This is a genomic window from Pseudomonas sp. TMW 2.1634 (genome assembly GCF_001703595.1).
Classification (GTDB): Bacteria; Pseudomonadota; Gammaproteobacteria; order Pseudomonadales; family Pseudomonadaceae; genus Aquipseudomonas; species Aquipseudomonas fragi.
Genome location: NZ_CP016849.1, coordinates 470,885 through 494,360, shown reverse-complemented (window position 1 = coordinate 494,360; position 23,476 = coordinate 470,885). Strand labels below are relative to the sequence as shown.

Below are 23,476 nucleotides of genomic sequence, written 5' to 3'. Positions count from 1 at the left end.
TCGAGATGGTGCGCCACCGCGACGAAGCGCTCGTAAAACCTTCACCCGTGATTTGACAGAAAGACCGAGGTATCAGGTTTTACGACGACTGCGTCGCCGAACGCAGCCTCGTTCCTTCGGCAGCTGCTACAGGGGGAGAGGGCAATCTCACCCCGGCATACAGGTGAAGTCCGCCGTGTGCGCCACTTCCTTGCCGTGGCCATCCACCAGCCTTGCGCTGATCTCAGGCCCCAGGCTCGATTCGATCAGTTGGTAGCGCTCGCCGGCCTTGAACCCGGTGTAGTTGACCTTACCCTGGCAATCCACCTGGTTTTCATCGCCCGTGGCCCCTTCAAACAAGGTCACGTCCAGGCGGTGGGCACCGGGGGTGACTTCGAAGTAGCGGCCATCGTTGATGTTTTTGCCATCCACGCGTTCGGCCATCAGGTCACTGTTGCCCTCTTCTTTAAGACCGATCCACGCCTCGCCCGGGTCTTGCTTGGGCACCGGCCCGGCACAGGCCGACAGCAAGAGCACCAGGCCCAGGGAGGGAATCAGCAACAGCGGTTTAAGGTTCATCGCAGGCGTGCCTCGAAACAATGGAGTAGGCCTCAAGCTTGCAGCGCCCCGCGCCTTGCGCCAAATGAATGAAAGTGAAGGGAAATTCAGCCCATTACTAAAGGAACCTTCACGTTGCTGAAAGCGGATCGTTAGGTTTGGACGGTGAGACTGCCGAGGTTTGCAATTCCACTCCCCGGAGGTCCAGGCATGCTCGGGCTGGTAAAGACCGCACTGCACAAGCCCTACACGTTTATCGTGTTGGCGATTTTCATCTGCATCATCGGGCCGTTGGCCGCTGTGCGCACCCCCACGGATGTGTTCCCCGATATCGGCATTCCGGTGGTGGCCGTGGTGTGGCAATACACCGGGCTGGCCCCGGCAGACATGGCGGGCCGGGTGATCTACACTTACGAGCGCTCGCTCAGTACCACGGTCAACGACATCGAACATATCGAGTCGCAGTCACTGCCCGGCATGGGCATCGTGAAAATTTTCTTCCAGCCCGGGGTCGATATTCGTACCGCCAATGCGCAAGTGACCGCCGTGTCACAAACCGTACTCAAGCAAATGCCACCCGGCATTACGCCGCCGCTGATCCTCAATTACAGCGCCTCGACCGTACCGATCCTGCAACTGGCGTTCTCCAGCCCTACCTTGTCGGAAGCCAAAATCCGCGATCTGGTGCAGAACAATATCCGCCTGCCCCTGAGCGCCCTGCCCGGCCTGGCCATGCCCACCCCCATGGGCGGCAAGCAACGCCAGATCACCCTCGACCTCGACCCTCAGGCCCTGGCGGCCAAAGGCCTGTCGGCGCAGGACGTGGGCAATGCCCTGGCGGCGCAGAACCAGATCATCCCGGTGGGTACCGCCAAGCTCGGTACCTATGAATACACGGTGCTGCTCAATAACAGCCCCAAGGCCATCGACGAACTCAATGACCTGCCGATCAAGACCGTCGATGGCGCGCTGATCACCATTGGCCAGGTGGCCCATGTGCGTGATGGCTCGCCGCCGCAAACCAACATCGTGCGGGTCGACGGCCACCGGGCGGTGCTGATGCCGGCGCTGAAAAACGGCAATATCTCGACGCTGTCCATTGTCGACGGCATTCGCGGGATGCTGCCGCGCATCAACGAAACCCTGCCGCCCTCCCTGAAAACTTCGTTGCTGGGCGACGCCTCGGTGTTCGTCAAGCAATCGGTGGGCAGCGTGGCCCAGGAAGGCATCATTGCCGCCCTGCTGACCAGCGCCATGATCCTGCTGTTCCTCGGTAGCTGGCGTTCAACCCTGATTATTGCCGTGTCGATCCCCCTGGCCGTGCTGTCTGCGATCGCACTGCTGGCCCTGAGCGGGCAAACCCTCAATGTCATGACCCTCGGCGGGCTGGCGCTGGCGGTGGGGATTCTGGTGGACGATGCCACGGTCACCATCGAAAACATCAACTGGCACCTTGAGCAGGGCAAGTCGGTGCGCGACGCGATCCTCGACGGTGCCAAGCAGATCGTCGGCCCGGCCTTCGTGTCGCTGTTGTGTATCTGCATCGTGTTTGTGCCGATGTTCATGTTGCAAGGCATTGCCGGCTACCTGTTCCGCCCGATGGCACTGTCGGTGATTTTCGCCATGGGCAGCTCCTTTATTCTGTCGCGCACCCTGGTGCCGACCCTGGCGCTGTTTCTGCTCAAGCCACATGTGCCGGAGCAAGGTGCCGGGCATCACCCCGAAGACGGCTACATCAACCATCACGAGGGCGACCAGCACAGCCAGCAGCATTCGGCGCCTGTGCGTGCGCTGTTGAGCTTTCAGGCCGGTTTCGAGCGGCGTTTCTCGGCGGTGCGCGATGCCTATTACGCCCTGCTGGAGTTGGCCCTGGCCAACCGCAAGCGCTTTTTACTAGGCTTTATGGCCTGCGTGCTGGCCTCCTTTGCATTGCTGCCAAGCCTGGGCCAGGACTTCTTCCCGGCCACCGATGCCGGGGCCCTGGCCCTGCATGTGCGCTTGCCGCTGGGGACGCGCATTGAAGAAAGCGCTGCGGACTTCGACCGCATCGAATCGCGCATTCGCGAAATCATCCCCGCCGACCAGTTGGACACCGTGATCGACAATATCGGCATTCCTCTTAGCGGCATCGATATGGCCTACAGCAGCAGCGGCACAATCGGCCCACAGGACGGCGATATTCAGGTCACCCTCAAGGAAGGCCACAGCCCTACCGCTGACTATGTAAAGCGCCTGCGTGAAGCGCTGCCAGAGAGTTTTCCCGGCAGCCAGTTCGCCTTTCTACCAGCGGATATCAGCACCCAGATCCTCAACTTCGGCGCCCCGGCGCCGCTGGACGTGAAGATCTCCGGGCATGACGACGAGGCCAACCGCGCCTATGCCCTGGAACTGCAACGGCGCCTGCAACATGTGCCGGGCATTGCCGATCTGCGCATTCAGCAGTCGGTGGGTTACCCGTCGCTGCAGGTCAAGGTCGATCGCCTGCGCGCCAATGGCCTGGGGATTACCGAGCGTGACGTAACCAACAGCATGGTCGCGTCGCTGGCAGGCAGTTCCCAGGTGGCGCCGACGTTCTGGCTCAACCCGCAAAACGGTGTGTCCTACGGCGTGGTCGCGGCCACACCGCAATACCGCCTGGACAGCCTGCCGGCGCTGGAAGCGTTGCCGGTAACGGGCAGCAACGGCCAGTCACAAATCCTCGGCGGGCTGGCCACCATCAGCCGCGTAGAAAGCCCGGCCGTGGTCAGCCACTACAACATCCAGCCGACGCTGGATCTGTACGCCAATATTCAGGGCCGCGACCTGGGCTCGGTAGCGGCGGATGTGCAAAAGGTGATTGACGGCGCGGCCGACCTGCGGCCCAAAGGCGCAATCATCAGCCTGCATGGCCAGATCGACGCCCTGCATGAGGCCTTCAGCGGCCTGAGTTTTGGCCTGCTCGGCGCGGTGGTGCTGATCTACCTGCTGATCGTGGTCAACTTCCAGTCCTGGGTCGACCCGTTCGTGATCATCACCGCCCTGCCCGCAGCCCTGGCCGGGATTGTGTGGATGCTGTTCCTCAGCGGCACCTCACTGTCGGTGCCCGCCCTGACCGGCGCCATCCTGTGCATGGGGGTGGCTACGGCCAACTCGATTCTGGTGGTGAGCTTCTGCCGCGAACGGCTGGCCGAGCATGGCGATGCCCTCAAGGCGGCGCTGGAAGCGGGCTACACACGCTTCAGACCGGTGTGCATGACCGCACTGGCGATGATGATCGGCATGCTCCCGCTGGCCGTGTCAGAAGAACAGAACGCCCCCCTCGGACGCGCCGTTATTGGCGGTCTGATGCTGGCCACCGTTGCCACCCTGCTGTTCGTGCCCGTGGTGTTCAGCCTGGTGCACGGCCGTGAAAAAAATCGCGCTGCTGATGGAGAAACTTCCCATGTCGTCTGATCAAAAACCCTCGCGCAAGCGCTTGATGTACCTGGGCATCGGTGGCCTGACCCTGGCGGCGTTGCTGGTCGCCAACGGCCTGGCCGCCCGCAGCCGCCATGAACAGGCGGTGAGCCAATGGACCGAAGCGGCCGCGCTGCCGATTGTCAGCGTGTTCCAGCCCCTGCAGAACGCCCACGGCGACACCTTGCGCCTGCCCGCGCACCTGGAAGCGTGGAGCAAGGCGCCGATCCATGCCCGGGTCAATGGCTACCTGCAAAGCTGGCAGACCGACATCGGCAGCAAGGTCAAGGCCGGGCAAATGCTGGCAGTGATCGACAGCCCCGATCTGGATCAGCAACTGGCCCAGACCCGCGCGCACATGCGCCAGGAGCAGGCCAACGCCCGGCTGGCGGCCACCACGGCCACGCGCTGGCAAAACCTGCTGGCCAGCCACTCGGTATCGCGCCAGGAGGCCGACGAAAAACTCTCCAATGCAGCCGCCGCCAAGGCCAATGCCCAGGCCGCTGAAGCTGATTACGCACGCCTGTCGACGTTGGAAGCCTACAAGACCATTCGTGCGCCATTCGCCGGTACCATCACCGCGCGCCACACCGATATTGGCCAGTTGATCAAGGCCGACACCGACAGCGATACCGAGTTGTTCGATATTGCCGACACCCACCAGCTGCGCCTCTATGTGCCGGTGCCGCAGAACTACGCCAGCGTGATCCGCCCCGGCATGCAGGTGCAGCTCAACGTACCGGAACATCCGGGGCAAACGTTCAACGCAACACTGATCGGCAACTCGACCGCGATTGATCAGCGTTCCGGCACCCTGATGGCCCAGTTTGTCGCGCAAAACCCCGGCGACGCGCTGATGCCCGGCGACTATGCCGAGGCGGTGCTGTCGATCCCGGCCGATACCCACGGCGTCAGCATCCCGGCCAGCGCGTTGATCTTCCGCGCCCAGGGCACCCAGGTAGCGGTGCTCGACAGCGCCCGGCATGTGCACTTGCAAACCATCCATATCGGCCTGGACCTGGGTGAGCGACTGGTGATCGACCAGGGCCTCAAGGCGGCCGACACGGTCATCGACAACCCGCCTGACGCCTTGCGTGAAGGCGATTCGGTGAAACTGGCCGACGCAGGAGCCCCCCATGCAGCCAAGGCTTAAACGCAGCGCCCTGTTACTGGCCCTGGCGTTGCAGGGCTGTTCGCTGGCGCCGACCTACAAGACCCCCGACCTGCAACTGCCCGAGCACTACCGCGAGCAAAGCAGCGACGGGCCGTGGCACAGCGCGCAACCGGCCGACCAGCTGTCACCGCAGTGGTGGCGGGTGTATCAGGACGAACGCCTGAACAGCCTGCAACAGCAGTTGCTCCAGGCCAACCCGGATCTGGCCGCGGCGCTGGCGCACTTTGATGCGGCGCAGGCCTATGCCGGCCAGTTGCACGCCGGGCTCTTTCCACAAGTTAGCGCCAGTGGTCAGCCGCTGCGCCAGCGCCAATCAGACAACCGACCGTTGCGCGGCAGTACTCAACCTTCCGTCTACAACAGCAATACGGCGGGGTTTGCGTTGAATTTCGACCTCGACCTGTGGGGCAAAATCCGCAATCAAGTGGCAGCAGGTGATGCCCAGGCCCAGGCCTCGGCGGACGATCTGGCCGTGGCGCGCCTTAGCCTGCAACGTCAATTGGCCAGCCTGTATGTGCAAGTTGACGGGCTGGATGCCCAGCAGCAGATCCTGTCCCGCTCGCTGGATGATTACGGCCAGGCCCTGGCATTGACCCGCTCGCGCTATGAAGGGCAAATCGCCTCCGAACTTGACCTGACCCGCGCCCAGAGCCAATTAGCAGAAGCCGAGGCGCAACTGGACGATGTGCGCGGCCAGCGCAACCTGGCCGAACACGCCATTGGCGAACTGGTGGGCGAGCCCGCCAGCAGCTTCCAGCTGGCGCCAGGCAAACAGACCCTGGGCTTGCCCGACCCGCCGCGCACCTTGCCCAGCACCCTGCTGCAGCGACGCCCAGACATTGCCGCAGCCGAACGCCGGGTATTTGCCGCCAACGCAGGGATCGGCGTGGCGAAAGCGGCCTGGTACCCGGACTTCAGCCTGACCGGCCTGCTGGGCGGGCAAACCCAGGGCAGCGGCAACTTGCTGTCTGCCGGTAATCGGTTCTGGGCATTGGGGCCGTTGGTCAACCTGCCGATTTTTGACGGTGGCAGGCTGGATGCCCAGGAGCGCCAGGCCAGGGCAGAATTTGCAGAAGCCTCGGCCCACTACCGCAGCCAGGTGTTGCACGCGGTGCGCGAAGTTGAAGATAACCTGGGCCAGCTGCGCGACCTGCAACAGCAAAGCCTCGACGAACAGGCCGCGGCCAATGCGGCCGAACACACCCGGGCCATCGCCACCCACAGCTATGAAGCGGGCGCGGTGAGCTACCTGGACGTCGTCACCGCCCAGACCGCCGCCCTGCAGGCGCAGCGCCAGGTACAAGCCCTGCGCACCCGGCAGTTGCAGGCCAGCGTGGGGTTATTGACGGCGTTGGGGGGTGGTTGGAATCAGTCGGCACAAAACCTGTAAATACTCTATTGCCGGTTACGGGTTCCTTGTATGAGCTGACTCGCGGAGCAAGGCTGCGTCCGGCTGTGTAGCGGCCTGAAAGCCCGGGAGTCGGGTTTAACCGGTACGCGCAGGTGCCTATTTTTACGACTGTTGCGTCCCAGTGGCGCACCCAGTCGGACGTAGCCTCGTTCTACTCGTCAACGGCTACAGGAAAACAGTTAACTCGAGTACATATCCAGCATTCGCGTTTAACTGAAATTATGGTTTCGCCCTTACGGCGAGTCCCTTTTGTCAAACAGCCACAAAAGGAACCAAAAAGGCCTTGCCCCTGGCGTACGGCCTTCGCTGCGCTCAGGTTCCCTCACTCCGGTCCCGCTCCGTGGGCCCGCCGCCACGGGCCATCCATGGCCCATCGCGGCTCTCCCGGCATCCATGCCGGTCGGCCCACTGCGCAGAACCTCCTCTCGGCCTCCCGATGGGGCAGGTAGATCAAGATCGAAAGCAGATCAAAAACCTCCGAGGCGGCCAACTGGCCGACCTGTTGGCGCAAGTGTGTACGACGCAATCTTTGTAGCAGCTGACGAGCGGAGCGAGGCTGCGTAGCGGCCGTAAAGCCCGGGAGTCGGATCTAACTGGCACACCGCAGGCGTCTGGTTTTACGACTGCTGCGTTGCAGTGGCGCACCAAACCAGACGTAGCCTCGTTCTACTCGTTAACTGCTTCAGGCGGGAGCGTGCTTCAGATGCGAATCCTGTAGCCGCTGCCGCAGGCTGCGAAAAGGGCCGCAGGCCCTTCGCTTCAGGTCAAAGCACAGGTCGCGGCGCAACCCTTCGCAGTCTCGTTTCTTTCTTCAGCGGCTACACACCGTTTTCGAAGCCGCCAACATCGCCTTGAGCAGCACAGCACACCCCGCCGCCAGATCCTTGGGATCGGCGTTTTCGATTTCGTTGTGGCTGATGCCACCTTCGCACGGCACAAATATCATACCCGCCGGGCCCAACTCGGCCAGGAAGATGGCGTCATGCCCTGCCCCGCTGACGATATCCATATTCGACAAGCCCAGTTCATTGGCCGCATCACGTACCGCGCTGACGCAATCAGGGTTGAAGTACAGAGGCGGAAAATCCGCTGTGGGCGTCAGTTCAAAACTCAGGCCATGCTCTTTGCAGGTGGCCTCGATGACCCCGCGCACCTGTTCGATCATCGAGTCCAGGCGCTCGGGCAGCAAATGCCGGAAATCCAGGGTCATGCGCACTTCTCCAGGGATCACGTTGCGCGAACCCGGGTAGGCTTGCAGGCAACCCACGGTGCCGCAGGCATGGGGTTGGTGGCCGAGGGCAGCCTGGTTGACCGCAGCCACCACGGCCGCCGCGCCCACCAGGGCGTCCTTGCGCAGATGCATGGGGGTCGGCCCGGCATGGGCTTCGACGCCACGCAGGTTGAGGTCGAACCATTTCTGCCCCAGGGCACCCAGCACCACACCGATGGTCTTGCGTTCGTCTTCGAGGATCGGCCCTTGCTCGATATGGGCTTCAAAGTACGCCCCCACCGGATGCCCGCTGACCTTGCGGCTGCCGGCATAGCCGATCGCATCCAGGGCTTCACCCACGGTTACGCCCTGGGCATCGGTTTTGGCCAGGGTTTCTTCGAGGGTGAATTTTTCTGCAAACACCCCGGAGCCCATCATGCACGGCGCAAATCGCGAGCCCTCTTCGTTGGTCCACACCACCACTTCCAGCGGCGCTTCGGTCTCGATGTTGAGGTCGTTAAGGGTACGCAGCACTTCAACCCCGGCGAGCACGCCGAAACAGCCATCAAACTTGCCGCCCGTGGGCTGGGTGTCGATATGGCTGCCGGTCATCACCGGTGGCAACTCTGGGTTGCGCCCGGCGCGGCGGGCAAAGATATTGCCCACGGCATCCACGCTGACGGTGCAACCCGCCTCTTCGCACCAGCGCACGAAAATATCCCGGGCCTGACGGTCGAGGTCGGTCAGGGCCAGGCGGCACACGCCGCCTTTGACCGTGGCGCCAAGCTGGGCCAGTTCCATCAGCGAGGCCCACAGGCGCTCGCCGTTGATCGATTGCGGGCGTTGCTGTTGCAGCTCTTGTACAGCGTTCATGGTGTTTTCCTCAGGCATTTTTTATAGGAATCGGCTTCAAACCGTACCTTCGACGGTCTCGACCTGCTGGCTGCCCAGACGGTGCAGCGCGTAGTAAATCCCGGCCCCGAGCAACGACCCGGTAAACCAGCCGAAATCATAGAACCAGCTGAAAGCGTTGCTGCCCAGTGACAGCAGGGTCAGCACCACAGGTACGCCAAAGGCGATAAAACCGTTCCAGTGCCAGGCCGGATACACGCCGTCGCGGTACAGCCCGGCGAGGTCGAGTTTTTGCTGACGAATAATGAAATAGTCGACCACCATGATCCCGGCAATCGGGCCCAGCAGGCTGGAATAACCCAGCAGCCAGTTGGAATACACGGTCTCCAGGCTCACGTCCGAGACCAGCAGGCCGAGTTTTTTCAGCAGTTCATGGGCCATCAGCGCCAGGCCCACCAGGCCCGTGAGCATCACCGCCGTGGTGCGGTTGATCAGCTTGGGGGCGATGTTCTGGAAGTCATTGGTGGGCGACACGATATTGGCCGCGGTGTTGGTCGACAGCGTGGCGATGATGATCAATGCCATCGCCAGTGCCACCCAACCCGGGCTCTGGATATGACCGATCAGGCTGACCGGGTCGGACACGGTAACGCCGACCAGTTTTTCCGACGCGGCGGTCATCACCACACCCAGGGCGGCAAACAGGAACATGGTCAGCGGCAGGCCAAAAATCTGCCCCAGGATCTGGTCTTTCTGGCTTTTGGCGTAGCGGCTGAAGTCCGGAATGTTCAGGGACAAGGTGGCCCAGAACCCCACCATCGCGGTCAGGCCGGCAAAGAAGTAACCATACACACTGGCGCCTTCCGGGCGCTTGGGTGGCTGAGCCAGCAGTTCGGTCATCGACACGTTGGGCAATGCCCACACCAGCAGGCCCAGGCCGACCAGCACCAGCAGTGGTGCCGACAGGGTTTCCAGCCACTTGATCGATTCGGCGCCGCGCAACACCACCCACAGGTTGAGCGCCCAGAAAATCATGAAGCCGATCACTTCACCGGTACCCCCCAGGCTTTTCCAGCCCTCGAACACCGAGCCCAGAAACAGGTGGATGGCCAGGCCACCGAACAGTGTCTGGATCCCGAACCAGCCGCAGGCCACCAGGGCGCGGATCAGGCACGGTACGTTGGAGCCGAGAATGCCGAAGGAAGAGCGCAGCAACACCGGAAAGGGAATGCCGTATTTTGTGCCCGCAAAAGCGTTGAGGGTGAGTGGGATCAATACCACGATATTGGCCAGCAAAATTGCCAGCAGTGCCTCGCCGACTGACAGCCCGAAGTAAGCCGTGAGCACCCCGCCCAGGGTGTAGGTGGGCACGCAAATGGACATACCGACCCACAGGGCAGTGATATGCCATTTGTTCCAGGTGCGTTCGTGAACCTGGGTGGGGGCGATGTCAGGATTATAGCGGGGGCTGTCGAGGACTTCAGGTCCGGCGTCCAATTCGTACAAGCCGTTACGTTCGGTGACTTTTGATCTGCTCGGTTGCATGTTCGATCACTCTCTTTTTTGTGCTGTCAGGTCCTGCACATGGGTACAGGGCGTTTCCCTTGCCTGGATACTCACTTGTCTGCATCGGCCCGCGCGGTCATGACAGCAACAATCAAGAACTGTGCCGTGTTACTTGCACCTTCCCCGCACACTGGCTTTTATCACTTGCAACTCTCTGGTTTTAAAACTGTTTTAACCTCATTTCCAAATGACTCTCATTCCTGTTTGTCTCTGGTATTGTTTTTTTGATATAGCCAAATGAAACAACTCGGTGCGCCCTTATTTAATTTATCGTTTCATCTCCTTCGCCCTGCGCACTCAAGCGCCTGATTTCGCATAAGAAACTTCGCTTATATTTGATTCCTGTCAAGTGCGTCAAAATGGTGAGTGCGTGCATCATTTTGGTGATTTGATTTAAATAATCATATAAATCAAACAGTTAACTTAAAAGAACATCTTTAAAAATAAAGTTTGATCATTTTCAAACAACCCTCTAGATTTTATTCCTGTCACCAGTGGCAGGAATGCAAACTCCCCACTAATTTCAATAACAACACTTAGAGCCGGCTCAAGCCGGTCAGCCTGCGAGGAACTCCGTATGTCGCTGTTAATCCGTGGCGCTACGCTTGTGACCCATGATGAAAGTTATTGTGCCGATGTTTATTGTGCTGACGGTCTAGTCCGCGCAATTGGTACTGATCTTGATGTTCCTGCAGACTGCGAAGTGCTCGATGGCAGCGGCCAGTATTTGATACCGGGTGGTATTGACCCTCACACTCATATGCAATTGCCATTTATGGGCACCGTCGCCAGCGAAGACTTTTTCAGTGGCACCGCAGCCGGTCTGGCCGGCGGCACTACATCGATTATCGACTTTGTCATTCCCAACCCGCAGCAGTCCCTGCTGGAGGCTTTTCATCAGTGGCGCGGCTGGGCCGAAAAGTCGGCAGCGGACTACGGTTTTCATGTCGCCATCACCTGGTGGAGCGAGCAGGTACGCGAAGAGATGGCCGAGCTGGTCAGCCATCACGGCATCAACAGCTTCAAGCACTTCATGGCCTACAAAAACGCGATCATGGCCGCCGACGACACCCTGGTGGCCAGTTTCGAGCGTTGCCTGGAACTGGGCGCGGTCCCCACTGTGCATGCCGAAAACGGCGAACTGGTGTACCACCTGCAACGCAAACTCATGGCCCAGGGCATGACCGGGCCGGAAGCCCACCCGCTGTCGCGCCCTTCCCAGGTGGAAGGCGAAGCTGCCAGCCGGGCGATCCGCATTGCCCAGACCATTGGCACGCCGTTGTATCTGGTGCATGTGTCGACCCGTGAAGCACTCGACGAAATCACCTACGCCCGCAGTCAGGGCCAACCGGTATATGGCGAAGTACTGGCTGGGCATTTGCTGCTGGATGACAGCGTGTACCAGCACCCCGACTGGCAAACGGCGGCCGGTTATGTGATGAGCCCGCCCTTCCGCCCTCGCGGGCATCAGGAGGCCCTGTGGCACGGCTTGCAATCGGGCAACCTGCACACCACCGCCACCGACCATTGCTGCTTTTGTGCCGAGCAAAAGGCCGCCGGGCGCGATGATTTCAGCAAGATCCCCAATGGCACCGCGGGGATCGAAGACCGCATGGCACTGCTGTGGGATGAAGGGGTGAATACCGGGCGCCTGTCGATGCAGGAGTTCGTCGCGCTGACCTCCACCAACACCGCGAAGATTTTCAATATCTACCCGCGCAAAGGCACGATCCGGGTAGGGGCCGATGCCGATCTGGTGCTGTGGGACCCTTTGGGCACGCGCACCATTTCCGCCAAGACCCACCACCAGAACGTCGATTTCAATATTTTTGAAGGCAAGACCGTGCGCGGCGTGCCCAGCCATACCATCAGCCAGGGTCGCCTGGTGTGGGTCGATGGCGACCTGCGGGCCGAACGCGGCGCCGGGCGCTATATCGAACGTGCGGCCTACCCCGCCGTATTCGACTTGTTGAAAAAACGCGCCGAGCACCAGCAGCCGGTAGCTGTGAAGCGCTGAGCCACAAGGCACTGCCCGACAGAGGCAGGAAGACCCCCACAACCGTGAGGCAATCACCGTGATCAAGTCCCTGAATCATTTACCGCATCCGCACGAAAATGCGCAGGTGCTGGCCAGCCATTTTACCGATCTGGCCCCTCCCCTCAGCGCTCGTCAGGCCGTACTGGAAAGCTCACGCTGCCTGTATTGCTACGACGCGCCGTGCGTCAACGCTTGCCCCAGCGACATCGATATCCCGTCGTTTATTCGCAATATTCAGCAGGAAAACGTCCAGGGTGCAGCGCAGAAAATTCTCTCGGCCAATATCCTCGGCGGCAGCTGTGCCCGGGTATGCCCGACAGAAGTGCTGTGCCAGCAAGCCTGCGTGCGCAACAACACGCAAGAGTGCGCACCGGTGTTGATCGGTTTGTTACAGCGCTATGCCGTGGACCACGCGCAGTTCAGCGAACACCCCTTCAAGCGCGCCGCGCCCACCGGCAAACGCATTGCCGTGGTCGGTGCCGGGCCGGCTGGCCTGGCGTGCGCCCATCGCCTGGCGCTGCACGGCCATGAGGTGGTGATATTCGAAGCGCGGGAAAAATCCGGCGGGCTCAATGAGTACGGTATTGCCAAATACAAGCTGGTGGACGATTTTGCCCAGCGTGAAGTGGATTTCGTGCTGCAAGTCGGTGGCATCGAGGTGCGCCACGGCCAGCGCCTGGGCGACAACCTGAGCCTGAGCGAACTGCATGCCCAATTCGATTCGGTGTTCCTCGGCCTGGGGCTGGCAGCCAGTCGCCTGCTGGGCCTGCCCCACGAAGACGCGCCAGGGCTGCTGGCCGCCACTGACTACATCCGCGAACTGCGCCAGAGCGACGACTTGACCCAATTACCCCTGGCCGAGCGCTGCATTGTGCTGGGCGCAGGCAACACGGCCATCGACATGGCGGTGCAAATGGCCCGGCTGGGCGCCCGGGAAGTGAACCTGGTGTATCGCCGCGGGCTTGAGGACATGGGTGCCACCGCGCACGAGCAGGACATCGCCAAGGCCAATCAGGTAAGGCTGATGACCTGGGCGCAGCCGCAGCACATTTTGCTCGATGACCAGGGCAAGGTGCGCGGCATGCGCTTTGCCCGCACACGCCTGGAGGACGGGCACCTGGTGACCACCGGCGAAACCTTCGAGCTGACAGCAGACGCGGTGTTCAAGGCCATCGGCCAGACCTTTGACGATGCCAGCCTCAGCGACCCACTGGCGCAAGCGCTCAAACGCTCAGGTGATCGCATCGAGGTGGACGAACAATTGCGCACCAGCGTGCCCGGGGTCTATGCCGGTGGCGACTGCACCTCCCTGGGGCAAGACCTGACCGTACAGGCCGTACAACACGGCAAGCTGGCCGCAGAAGCCATGCATGCCCAACTCATGCTTGATCAGGAGGCTGCGTAAATGGCCGATCTTTCGATTGTGTTCGCCGGCATCAAGGCGCCCAACCCTTTCTGGCTGGCTTCGGCGCCGCCTACCGATAAAGCCTACAACGTGGTGCGCGCCTATGAGGCGGGCTGGGGGGGCGTGGTCTGGAAAACCCTGGGTGAAGACCCCGCAGCGGTCAACGTGTCGTCCCGCTACTCGGCACACTTCGGGGCCAACCGCGAAGTCATGGGCATCAACAATATCGAACTGATTACCGACCGTTCTCTTGAAATCAACCTGCGCGAAATAACCCAGGTCAAGAAAGACTGGCCGGACCGGGCCCTGATCGTGTCCTTGATGGTGCCCTGCGAAGAAGAGTCGTGGAAATACATCTTGCCACTGGTGGAGGCTACGGGTGCCGATGGCATCGAGCTGAATTTCGGTTGCCCCCACGGCATGCCGGAGCGCGGCATGGGCGCGGCCGTGGGCCAGGTGCCCGAGTATGTAGAAATGGTCACACGCTGGTGCAAGACCTACTGTTCACTGCCGGTGATCGTCAAGCTGACACCCAATATCACCGATGTGCGCCTCAGCGCCCGGGCCGCCCACCGTGGCGGGGCCGATGCGGTGTCGCTCATAAACACCATCAACTCGATCACCAGCGTCGACCTAGAGCGCATGGTGGCGCTGCCGATGGTGGGCAGCCAAAGCACCCACGGCGGTTATTGCGGCTCGGCAGTCAAGCCGATTGCACTGAATATGGTCGCCGAAATCGCCCGCGACCCGCTGACCAAAGGCCTGCCCATCTGCGGTATCGGCGGTATTGGCAGTTGGCGCGATGCGGCAGAATTTATCGCCCTGGGCTGTGGCGCCGTTCAGGTGTGCACCGCCGCAATGCTCCACGGATTTCGGATTGTGGACGAGATGAAGGACGGTTTATCACGCTGGATGGACAGTCAGGGCTATGCCAGCCTGGATGAATTCTCCGGCCGTGCTGTAGGCAATACCACTGACTGGAAATATCTGGATATCAATTATCAGGTTATCGCCAAGATCGACCAGGACGCCTGCATTGGTTGCGGACGCTGCCATATTGCCTGTGAAGACACCTCGCACCAGGCGATTGCCAGTTTGAAGCAGGCTGACGGCACACACCGTTACGAAGTTATCGACGATGAATGCGTGGGCTGCAACCTGTGCCAGATCACCTGCCCGGTGCAGGACTGTATCGAGATGGTGCCGCATAACAATGGCCTGCCGTTTCTGGACTGGAACCATGATCCGCGTAACCCGTATTGCGTGGTTTGAAATGTGGCTGGCGTGATTGACCGCAGTGCCCCTATCGCAGGCAAGCCAGCTCCCACAGGTTTTGTGGCGCTCACAAAACCTGTTCCTTGCTAGGGCCATTGTGGGAGCGGGCTTGCTCGCGATGCAGGCGATGCGGTGTGTCAGGTACACCGGGGTGATGCCATCGCGAGTAAGCCCGCTCCCGCACGATCGATAAGCAAGGTTGCTTACGGCTCCAGCCCGATCCCCCGCAGGATCACGCTGGTGACGGTCTGCACCGCACGCTCAAACTGGATATCGGACAACGGCTGGTGATCGTTGATGATCATCACTTGATGGTCAAAGTCAGCATAATGCTGGGTTGAAGCCCAGATCATGTACAGCAAACTGGACGGTTCCACAGGCAGGATTCGCTTGTCCTGCACCCATTGGCGAATTTTCGCTTCTTTCATCTTGGCCCAGTCGTACAGGCTGGCGTCCAGCGCCAGACCCAGGGTCGGCGCGCCGTGGATCATTTCATTGGCCCAGACTTTAGAGCCGTGCGGCCGGGTACGCGAGTGATTCATCTTGGCGCGGATATAACTGCTCAGTACCAGGCGCGGATCATCATAAGTCTCGAAACACAGCGCATCCTGCTTCCACACCTCGAGCAACGCCAGCAATACCGCGCTGTACAGATCAGTCTTGGTGCTGAAGTAGTAATGCAGGTTGGAGCGCGGCAACTGCACATGCGCTGCAATATCCGCCATTGCCGTACCTGCAAAGCCTTTTTCGGCAAAAACCTGTTCGGCCCCCAGAAGGATTTTTTCGACATTGCTGCGTCGAATTTCGATCTTGTGATTGCTCATGGCAATTGCCCTTACCGTCGTGCTGCTCTGTTGGACGCCGAGTGGGCAAAAAAATCCTGCACAAAGCGCCGAATAACCCCTGTGGCAGCTACGCTTAGGCGATTACCCGACGCTGTATCCGTTTATTTCGCGGCGGGCAATTCGATCACGTTGGTTTCAATGCCGTCCAGCTTGGGCTTGAGCTTCATCTTTTCCTGGGCCTCAAGCGCCTGGGCCTGGGTGGTAAACGGCCCGATCAGGAAGTGCTGAACACCGCCGCTCTCGTAAATGTAAGGAGTAAATCCGTTGTCAAGAAGCCTGCCGGTGGTGTCAGGAATGGTCGCTCTCTGGCCTTCAGTGATCTCCAAAGCCCAGTGCGCAACAGGGGCCTGGGCCATTGTTGCTTCAGAAGCTGCTTTAGCCCGCTGGATTTTATCGTTAGACTCCTGACCGCAAGCCGTCAAGGCCAAAATTGCTGTCATCACGATGACTATACGCACTGCGTTTCCCCTGTCTGTTTGAATGGGTAGATTTTATCACTGGGGCAGCGGCCTTGCTCTCCTTGAACAAATCCAAAGCGCCCCAATTTAAGGCTTATGCGCGAGAATTTTCCCCGTAAAGGGAATTAAACCTCTGGCCATGTCGTCTGTAATGAGCGGCGCAAAAATACGTACTTAGCAGTATTCTGTAGTCATGACCGAAGCCGCACCGTCTCAGAGACGTGCCTTACAAAGCCATCAAGGAGAAAAAAATGCTGATACTCACCCGCAAAGTTGGTGAAAGCATAAACATCGGTGACGATATTACGATCACTATTTTAGGTGTCAGCGGACAACAGGTCAGAATCGGCATCAATGCACCGAAGGATGTAGCCGTTCACCGTGAAGAAATTTACCAACGTATCCAGGCCGGTTTGAATGCCCCTGAAAAGAACGAACAGCCATAAGTCTGTGAGGCATCAGCCCCAGGCTTGAGGTCAGGGCTGCTCAGCCAGCCCTCCTCAACGCACCTGCACTTGCCACGGCACAGCTCCCCTTGCCACACCCTTCTCTTTTTCAAGAGATATGTCTTGTTGACTTGACCGTTTCACGGTTAGCGACCACGCTCATTCCTCGCAGAAGGCTCCAGACAGCTGAACCACTGCGCGCCAGGGTGTTTGCGTTGTGACGCCTTGTGAAACTCCTCCACCCTTCAGCCCTTCGTCGGGCTGGACCTGTACCGTCAAGGAATGAAAGACATGTCCGATTTAATCGTAGTGGGATTTTCAGACACCGAAAAAGCAGACCGTGCTCTCACCAAGATGGTTTCGCTGAGCAAAGAGCACCTGGTAGAGCTGGAAGATGCGGTGATTGTGGTACGTAATGCCGAAGGCAAGATCCATATCAAGCAAAGCGTCAACCTGACCGCGATCGGCGCCACTTCAGGCCTGGTCACCGGCGGCCTGTGGGGCGCACTGGTCGGGTTGCTGTTTCTCAACCCGCTTGCAGGCTTTGCCATTGGTGGCGCGCTGGGGGCTGGCACTGGCGCCCTGTCGGGTTCGTTGAGCGATTACGGGATCGATGACGATTTCATCAAGTCATTGAGCGAAACCATTCCCAATGACTCCTCGGCCCTGTTCGTACTGCTGCGCAAGTTCCAGCCGGAAAAAGTGTTGAAAGAACTGGAAGACTCGGACTTCAAGGGCAAGGTCCTGCGCACCTCCCTGTCCCCGGAACAAGAGCAGAAACTGCAGGACGCGCTGTCCAAGACCACGGCCGGCGTGCCTTTGGCGAAAACGGTTTAACCCCTGCAGGCCCATTCGACCGCCCTGCGCGGTCGAAACCCCGGGCCTCAGTTCAAGCGCACCGCTGTGCCCGTGGCAAATACCACCAGCATGCCGCCACGACCTGATGGCATGCTGATTTCAAAGTCCAGCCCCATGATCGCATCTGCCCCCAGGGCTTTTGCCCTGTCACGAATTTCCTCCGTGACCTCTGCGCGCGCTTCTTTCAGCGCTCGTTCCAGCGTCTGGGAGCGCCCACCAAAAAAGTCGCGCACTCCGGTAAAAAAATCCCGCACAACGTTAATGCCGTGGACCGATTCGGCACTGACAATCCCCAGGTATTCAGTGGCTTTTCTGCCGTCAATGCTGTGTGTGGTCGTGATGATCATGGGCCTGTCCCTTTTCTTTTTCAGTGACGGGCGAGGTTACCTTATCGCTGCCGTGCTCACTGCTGCTACTGTAACCGGAGTTATCTGAAGGCGCTTTTAATTACACGGCCAGGGCTACTATGCTTAAAGTAGAACAATCAAAAGACGTAAGAGTTGGGACGCCTCGCTCGCTGCTGACCTGAATTCAAAAGCTGCGCCAAGCAATTTTTCGACCCCGCTCAAGGAAGCTCGCAATGGTCCAAAGACAAGTCATCAATGCCTCGGTCAGTCCGAAAGGCAGTCTGGAAACACTTTCCCAACGTGAAGTACAACAACTGAGTGAGGTTGGCTCAGGCACCAGCTACACGCTTTTCCGCCAGTGCGTACTGGCCATCCTGAACACCGGCGCCCACGTCGATAACGCCAAGACCATCCTTGAGGCCTACCAGGATTTCGAGGTACGGATTCACCAGCAAGACCGCGGCGTGCGCCTTGAACTGCTCAACGCCCCCGCCGATGCATTTGTCGATGGCGAAATGATCGCCAGTACCCGGGAAATGCTCTTCAGCGCCCTGCGCGATATCGTTTATACCCAGAGCGGCCTGGACAGCCCGCGCATTGACCTGAGCACCTCTGCCGGCATCACCGACTACGTTTTCCACCTGCTGCGCAACGCCCGCACGCTTCGCCCGGGCGTAGAACCGAAAATCGTGGTGTGCTGGGGCGGCCACTCAATCAATACCGAAGAATACAAATACACCAAGAAGGTCGGCCATGAACTGGGCCTGCGCAGCCTGGATATCTGCACCGGTTGCGGCCCCGGCGTAATGAAAGGGCCGATGAAAGGCGCGACTATTTCCCACGCCAAACAACGTCTGACCGGTGGCCGTTATCTGGGGCTGACCGAGCCGGGCATCATTGCGGCCGAAGCGCCGAACCCCATCGTCAACGAACTGGTCATTCTGCCGGATATCGAAAAGCGTCTTGAAGCCTTTGTCCGCGTCGGTCACGGGGTGATCATTTTCCCCGGCGGTGCCGGTACCGCGGAAGAGTTCCTGTACCTGCTGGGTATTCTGATGCATCCGGAGAACAAGGATGTGCCCTTCCCGGTTGTGCTCACCGGCCCCAAGGAAGCCGAACCCTACCTGCAGCAACTGCATGAGTTCGTCGGCGCGACCCTGGGTGAAGAAGCACAACAGCAGTATCAGATCATCATCGACAACCCGGCCGAAGTGGCCCGCCATATGATTGCCGGACTCAAGGCGGTAAAACAGTTCCGTCGCGAGCGCAACGACGCTTTCCACTTCAACTGGCTACTGAAAATCGACGAAGGCTTCCAGCGCCCGTTCGACCCGACCCACGCCAATATGGCCAGCCTGAAACTGCGCAGCGACATGCCGGCGCATGAATTGGCCATCAACCTGCGCCAGGCCTTTTCCGGGATCGTCTCGGGTAACGTAAAAGAGAAAGGCATCCACCTGATCGAGCAACACGGGCCTTACGAGATCCACGGAGACGCTGCCGTGATGAAGCCGCTGGACAAATTGCTGCAAGCCTTTGTCGAGCAACACCGCATGAAACTGCCAGGCGGCGCGGCCTATGAGCCGTGTTATCGCGTCGTCAGCTGACCCTCACCGTTGCAGGGCTTGCCAAGCGAAACGCGTCGCCGCAGGGCGCACCTCGCCTGGCCAGCCCCTTGAGGCGTTATTGCAGTGGCGCATACTTTTTCACTTCAACAAACCACTGCGGGTCAAGCCGGGTCTGCCCGGGGTCGATGCCCAGTGCTTCAAGGCGCGCCTTGTGCAAGTCAATCTCGCGCACCATCTGGCTTAATGCACTGGAGTTGGCATCCAGTTGATACATCTGGGTTACGCCCAGGTGATAAAAGCGCAGTAGTTTCAGCGCCGCCACATTCCCCGCCATCACCCCTGCCGTTACATGGTGCATGACATTGGTCACCTTCATCAGGCTGCGCTTGAGTTGCCAGCCATAGACCGCCGCTGCCATCCAGGGTTGTGTCCAGAACAGATAACGCACCAGCAACGCCGTCGCGATCAGGGCGACAATGACCCCGGCCAGGTTCAGGCGAAAATTGTCGCCACCTGCCACGCCCAGCACCATCACCGCCAGCCCGGACACCAGCAGCGCCAGTACGATAAAGGTCAGGGCGATATACAGCGTGCTGCGGCGAGTTTGCTGGCGATAGGTTTCAGGGTTTATCGGTTTTAGTTCAAACATCACTGTTTTATGACTCCAGAATGACGGGCAACGTGCGCCGGCATTATGGCCTGTTAACCGTGTTCAGGCGCGCAATAAACCCAGCGCCTGGTGATACAGCGCCAGGCGCTCGGCCTGGCCGTTGAGGCCGCCATTGATGGCCCGGGTAACCCGGTCAAAATCATCCCCGTCAGCCAGCGCATTGATATTGCGCGAGTCCCAGTACCAACCTGCCGACTCCACCGCCCATTGCCATTCCTGGAGCAATTGCGGATTGGTCAACAGGCGCATGTCGCCGAACAGCCCGAGGCTGCACAGCCGGTAGTTGGTCTTGCCGGTGATCTGGATCAAGCCACGGCCCCGATACCGCCAGCCATCCCCCGAGCCCTGCGGACCATTGCCAAGGCGGTCACTGTAGACCCGGTTGGCAATTGCCTCGGGCCTGCGCTGGAGCACCAGCGCATCGGCATTGGGTACCCGTCGCGAGCGATTGCCCTGGCTGCTCATGACGTAACTGCCGTCCGCATTCTTTTGCGCAAAATGTGCGCCCCAGGTAGCCGCCAGGCCATCGGCGCTGTAGTTAAGGTTTTCCACCAGTGCCCTGAAGCCTGCGCTTTCATGCCCCACCTGGGCGAGAAAGGCGGCAAGGCGCCGGGGGGTGTTGATCTGTCGCCGGCGCGTCGCGGCCTGCACAAAGGGCAGGTACAGGTCCACGGCGCCAGCGCTTTTGGGAAACAGTTGCAACATGATTTCGCGGGTTAACATGATGACTTACTCTTGCTGAATGAGTTTAAAAGTGAATCACCCAAAACCCACCCCTGCGGCCATAAACAACAGTATTAGACCGGTACGACCTGAGTTAAGGAAAACACTTACAACTCACCCTTAAACTGCACTGACCTAAACGTCCCTGCCGTTGCCCCTTAGAGAGCCTGCCAAACAACACCCTGTTATTTTTATGCTCAAACAGCTTATGCCTGCCTGTAGAGCAAACCTCTGCACTTGCCCAATAAAAGGCAATGGACGCCCACGACGCAAATTCACAACTTGCGCCTTTAACAATTTCCATCCTGTTATAAATTAAGACTAAGCGAGGTCCACAACCTGTCAAACGCCTTCCATCCCCATAAACAAAGGCCAACCATCATTCAACTATTCGTTTGAGGCACTTTACTGCGCCCGCCTCACCGAACGATTTTGCCTGTTGACCCAGGGATATGGCGCGCACCACTCATAATGCCAAAGTGTTCCATCCACAACCCGGCACCTTTAGCCTGCCACCGGAATCATGCGCTGCGGCTTGACCGACTTGTATGAAAAGCTTGAATAGATTTCCTTCACCGCAGGCAAGGTTTGCAACACTTCGCGGGCAAATTCCCCGAAGGATTCCAGATCCCTGGCCACCACTTCCAATAAAAAATCATAACGCCCCGAAATGTTATGGCAGGCCACAATTTCAGGAATATCCAGCAAACGCTGCTCAAAACTTCTGGCCACCTCCTGCGAATGGGAGGCCATCATGATGCTGACAAATGCCGTCACCCCATAGCCCAAGGCCTTGGGCGAAAGAATCGCCTGGTAGCCGGTAATCACACCACTGTCTTCAAGCATTTTTACCCGCCGCCAACAGGGCGAGGTGGTCAATGCAACGCTCTCGGCCAACTGGGCCACCGTGAGCCGGGCATTGCCCTGCAATGCCACGAGCAAGGCCTTGTCGCTTCTGTCCAGGGCGTTTGGCATAAATTGCCTCCAGGTTCGACCGTGGCTATTTTTTGTTCTAATAAGTGCCGTATTTACCAGTAAATTTGGCATTTACCGCGTTCATTTAAAGCATAGCATTGTAGGAAATATCGGAGAGTTCAGCATGAACGATAAAAACAACAACTTCGGCTTTTCTACCCGCGCTATCCATTACGGTTACAACCCGCTGGAAAACAACGGTGCGGTTATCCCCCCTGTTTATATGACCTCAACTTTTGCCTTTGCCACCGCTGAATATGGTGCGGGCTGCTTTTCCGGTGAAGAGCACGGGCATTTTTATACGCGTATCTCCAACCCGACCCTGGCCCTGCTGGAAACACGCATGGCGGCACTGGAAAACGGCGAAGCGGGTGTTGCCTTCAGCTCCGGCATGGGTGCGATTGCCGCCACCTTCTGGACCCTGCTGCGCCCTGGCGATGAAATCATCGTCAACCGTACCCTGTATGGCTGCACCTTTGCCCTGCTGCACCACGGCATCGGTGAATTCGGGGTAGTGGTCAAGCATGTGGACATGGCCAACCCGGCTGAGCTGGAAGCGGCGATCAGCCCCGCAACGCGGATGATCTACTTCGAAACGCCGGCCAACCCGAACATGCAACTGGTGGATATCGCTGCGGTCTGCAGCATCGCCCAGCGCCACAGCGACGTCCTGGTGGTTATCGACAACACCTACTGCACCCCGTACCTGCAACGCCCGCTGGAGCTGGGCGCCGACGTGGTGGTGCATTCAGCCACCAAGTACCTGAGCGGGCACAGTGATATCACCGCGGGCATCGTGGTCACACGCAAGGCGCTGGCCGACCGGATCCGCCTGCAGGGCCTCAAGGACCTGACCGGTGCAGTACTGTCGCCCCATGACGCACACCTGCTGATGCGCGGCATCAAAACCCTGGCCTTGCGCATGGATCGCCATTGCAGCAGCGCCCAGGCCCTTGCGCAGATGTTGCAGGATCACCCTGCCGTGGAATGGGTGGCCTACCCTGGCCTGCCCAACTTCGCACAGTACGAACTGGCGTGCCGGCAAATGAAATTGCCGGGCGGGATGATTGCCTTTGAACTCAAGGGCGGCATGGCCGCGGGCCAGCGTTTTATGAATGCCCTGCAGCTGTTCAGCCGGGCGGTGAGCCTGGGGGGTGCCGAATCACTGGCGCAGCATCCGGCGAGCATGACTCACTCTACCTATACCCTGGAGGAACGGGCACGGCACGGGATCAGTGAAGGGTTGGTACGCCTGGCGGTGGGCCTGGAGGATGTTGCCGATTTGCTGGCGGATATAGAGCAGGCGTTGTAGGGCAGCGCTGATCCCGACCGTAGCAGCTGACGAGCGGAGCGAGGCTGCGTTCGGCGTGATACGGCACCCCGACGCAGTCGTCGCAAAACCGGACACTGCGGTGTGTCAGTTAACCCTGACACTCAGGGTTTACGACGACTGCGTCGTCGATCGCAGCCTCGCTCCGCTCGTCAGCTGCTACACGCAGTGTGAGGACAGGATGAAATATCAACCCGGCGGAATGGTCGCCAAAATACCGATGCCAATGGTCAGCACCAAAAAACCGCCCAAAAACCATGCCATCTTGTTCATCACATTTCCCCGTCAATCGTTCGTCATAAAACAGGCGCAGAACATCAGCCGACCACACGCATGTGCTGCTGTGTACTCGC

19 protein-coding genes are annotated in these 23,476 nt (G+C 59.5%); 10 read left to right on the top strand and 9 right to left on the bottom strand.

Annotation, left to right across the window (positions count from 1 at the left end):
• Positions 1–147: 147 nt before the first annotated feature.
• Complete coding sequence (locus BFC21_RS02385; RefSeq protein WP_016780434.1) at positions 148–558, bottom strand: hypothetical protein; 411 nt, start codon at positions 556–558, stop codon at positions 148–150.
• A 189-nt stretch (positions 559–747) separates the two neighbouring features.
• Between BFC21_RS02385 and BFC21_RS02380 the strand changes: the two genes are divergently transcribed.
• Genes BFC21_RS02380 through BFC21_RS02370 form a run of 3 tightly spaced genes read left to right on the top strand, consistent with a single transcriptional unit; the run spans position 748 to position 6,536 of the window.
• Complete coding sequence (locus tag BFC21_RS02380; protein WP_088377062.1) at positions 748–3,969, top strand: efflux RND transporter permease subunit; 3,222 nt, start codon at positions 748–750, stop codon at positions 3,967–3,969.
• A complete protein-coding gene (locus BFC21_RS02375; protein WP_088377061.1) occupies positions 3,959–5,125 on the top strand; it encodes an efflux RND transporter periplasmic adaptor subunit in 1,167 nt (388 codons plus the stop codon). Before BFC21_RS02380 ends, BFC21_RS02375 begins: the two co-directional genes overlap by 11 nt.
• Positions 5,109–6,536: an efflux transporter outer membrane subunit gene (locus tag BFC21_RS02370; RefSeq protein ID WP_088377060.1), complete on the top strand. Its 1,428-nt coding sequence runs from the start codon at positions 5,109–5,111 to the stop codon at positions 6,534–6,536. Before BFC21_RS02375 ends, BFC21_RS02370 begins: the two co-directional genes overlap by 17 nt.
• A gap of 832 nt (positions 6,537–7,368) precedes the next feature.
• Here the strand turns inward: BFC21_RS02370 and BFC21_RS02365 are convergent.
• Together BFC21_RS02365 and BFC21_RS02360 are read right to left on the bottom strand one after the other, a co-directional pair.
• Entirely contained in the window at positions 7,369–8,640 is a 1,272-nt protein-coding gene (locus BFC21_RS02365) for a Zn-dependent hydrolase (RefSeq protein WP_088377059.1), read from the bottom strand.
• Between the two features lie 36 nt (positions 8,641–8,676).
• Positions 8,677–10,164, bottom strand: coding sequence for an NCS1 family nucleobase:cation symporter-1 (locus BFC21_RS02360; RefSeq protein WP_088377058.1), 1,488 nt, complete (start codon positions 10,162–10,164; stop codon positions 8,677–8,679).
• A 598-nt stretch (positions 10,165–10,762) separates the two neighbouring features.
• Between BFC21_RS02360 and hydA the strand changes: the two genes are divergently transcribed.
• From hydA to preA, 3 genes are read left to right on the top strand one after another with little or no spacing between them, the layout of a single operon-like run.
• On the top strand, positions 10,763–12,202 hold the full coding sequence (gene hydA, locus BFC21_RS02355; RefSeq protein ID WP_029611352.1) for a dihydropyrimidinase: 1,440 nt from the start codon (positions 10,763–10,765) through the stop codon (positions 12,200–12,202).
• A 58-nt stretch (positions 12,203–12,260) separates the two neighbouring features.
• Entirely contained in the window at positions 12,261–13,628 is a 1,368-nt protein-coding gene (locus BFC21_RS02350) for an NAD(P)-dependent oxidoreductase (protein ID WP_120265635.1), read from the top strand.
• Positions 13,629–14,900 carry an NAD-dependent dihydropyrimidine dehydrogenase subunit PreA gene (preA, locus tag BFC21_RS02345; RefSeq protein WP_088377056.1) on the top strand — a complete coding sequence of 424 codons (1,272 nt, stop codon included), beginning with the start codon at positions 13,629–13,631 and terminating at the stop codon, positions 14,898–14,900.
• A gap of 206 nt (positions 14,901–15,106) precedes the next feature.
• Here preA and BFC21_RS02340 read toward each other — a convergent pair whose 3' ends face one another.
• Both BFC21_RS02340 and BFC21_RS02335 read right to left on the bottom strand, forming a co-directional pair.
• Positions 15,107–15,727: a TetR/AcrR family transcriptional regulator gene (locus tag BFC21_RS02340; protein ID WP_016780421.1), complete on the bottom strand. Its 621-nt coding sequence runs from the start codon at positions 15,725–15,727 to the stop codon at positions 15,107–15,109.
• Positions 15,728–15,849: 122 nt separating this feature from the next.
• The gene (locus tag BFC21_RS02335) at positions 15,850–16,206 is read right to left on the bottom strand and encodes a hypothetical protein (RefSeq protein ID WP_016780420.1); all 357 of its coding nucleotides are present in this window, start codon (positions 16,204–16,206) and stop codon (positions 15,850–15,852) included.
• A gap of 251 nt (positions 16,207–16,457) precedes the next feature.
• Here BFC21_RS02335 and csrA point away from each other — a divergent pair, with 251 nt between their 5' ends.
• Together csrA and BFC21_RS02325 are read left to right on the top strand one after the other, a co-directional pair.
• Complete coding sequence (gene csrA / locus BFC21_RS02330) at positions 16,458–16,652, top strand: carbon storage regulator CsrA (RefSeq protein ID WP_016780419.1); 195 nt, start codon at positions 16,458–16,460, stop codon at positions 16,650–16,652.
• 291 nt (positions 16,653–16,943) lie between these two features.
• Entirely contained in the window at positions 16,944–17,489 is a 546-nt protein-coding gene (locus BFC21_RS02325; protein WP_016780418.1) for a DUF1269 domain-containing protein, read from the top strand.
• A 47-nt stretch (positions 17,490–17,536) separates the two neighbouring features.
• On the opposite strand, the gene BFC21_RS02320 is transcribed toward BFC21_RS02325, so the two are convergent.
• Positions 17,537–17,857, bottom strand: a complete 321-nt coding sequence (locus BFC21_RS02320; protein WP_088377055.1) for a YbjQ family protein — start codon at positions 17,855–17,857, stop codon at positions 17,537–17,539.
• Positions 17,858–18,090: 233 nt separating this feature from the next.
• Here BFC21_RS02320 and ppnN point away from each other — a divergent pair, with 233 nt between their 5' ends.
• Positions 18,091–19,464, top strand: a complete 1,374-nt coding sequence (gene ppnN, locus BFC21_RS02315) for a nucleotide 5'-monophosphate nucleosidase PpnN (RefSeq protein WP_088377054.1) — start codon at positions 18,091–18,093, stop codon at positions 19,462–19,464.
• 76 nt (positions 19,465–19,540) lie between these two features.
• Here the strand turns inward: ppnN and BFC21_RS02310 are convergent, their stop codons facing one another.
• From BFC21_RS02310 to BFC21_RS02300, 3 genes are all read right to left on the bottom strand, one after another.
• Positions 19,541–20,074: a DUF3087 domain-containing protein gene (locus BFC21_RS02310; protein WP_120265634.1), complete on the bottom strand. Its 534-nt coding sequence runs from the start codon at positions 20,072–20,074 to the stop codon at positions 19,541–19,543.
• A gap of 63 nt (positions 20,075–20,137) precedes the next feature.
• Entirely contained in the window at positions 20,138–20,818 is a 681-nt protein-coding gene (locus BFC21_RS02305; protein WP_088377052.1) for a glycoside hydrolase family 19 protein, read from the bottom strand.
• 504 nt (positions 20,819–21,322) lie between these two features.
• Positions 21,323–21,793, bottom strand: coding sequence for an Lrp/AsnC family transcriptional regulator (locus BFC21_RS02300; protein ID WP_016780413.1), 471 nt, complete (start codon positions 21,791–21,793; stop codon positions 21,323–21,325).
• A gap of 124 nt (positions 21,794–21,917) precedes the next feature.
• Here BFC21_RS02300 and BFC21_RS02295 point away from each other — a divergent pair, with 124 nt between their 5' ends.
• A complete protein-coding gene (locus BFC21_RS02295; RefSeq protein ID WP_088377051.1) occupies positions 21,918–23,105 on the top strand; it encodes a methionine gamma-lyase in 1,188 nt (395 codons plus the stop codon).
• Positions 23,106–23,476: the final 371 nt, after the last annotated feature.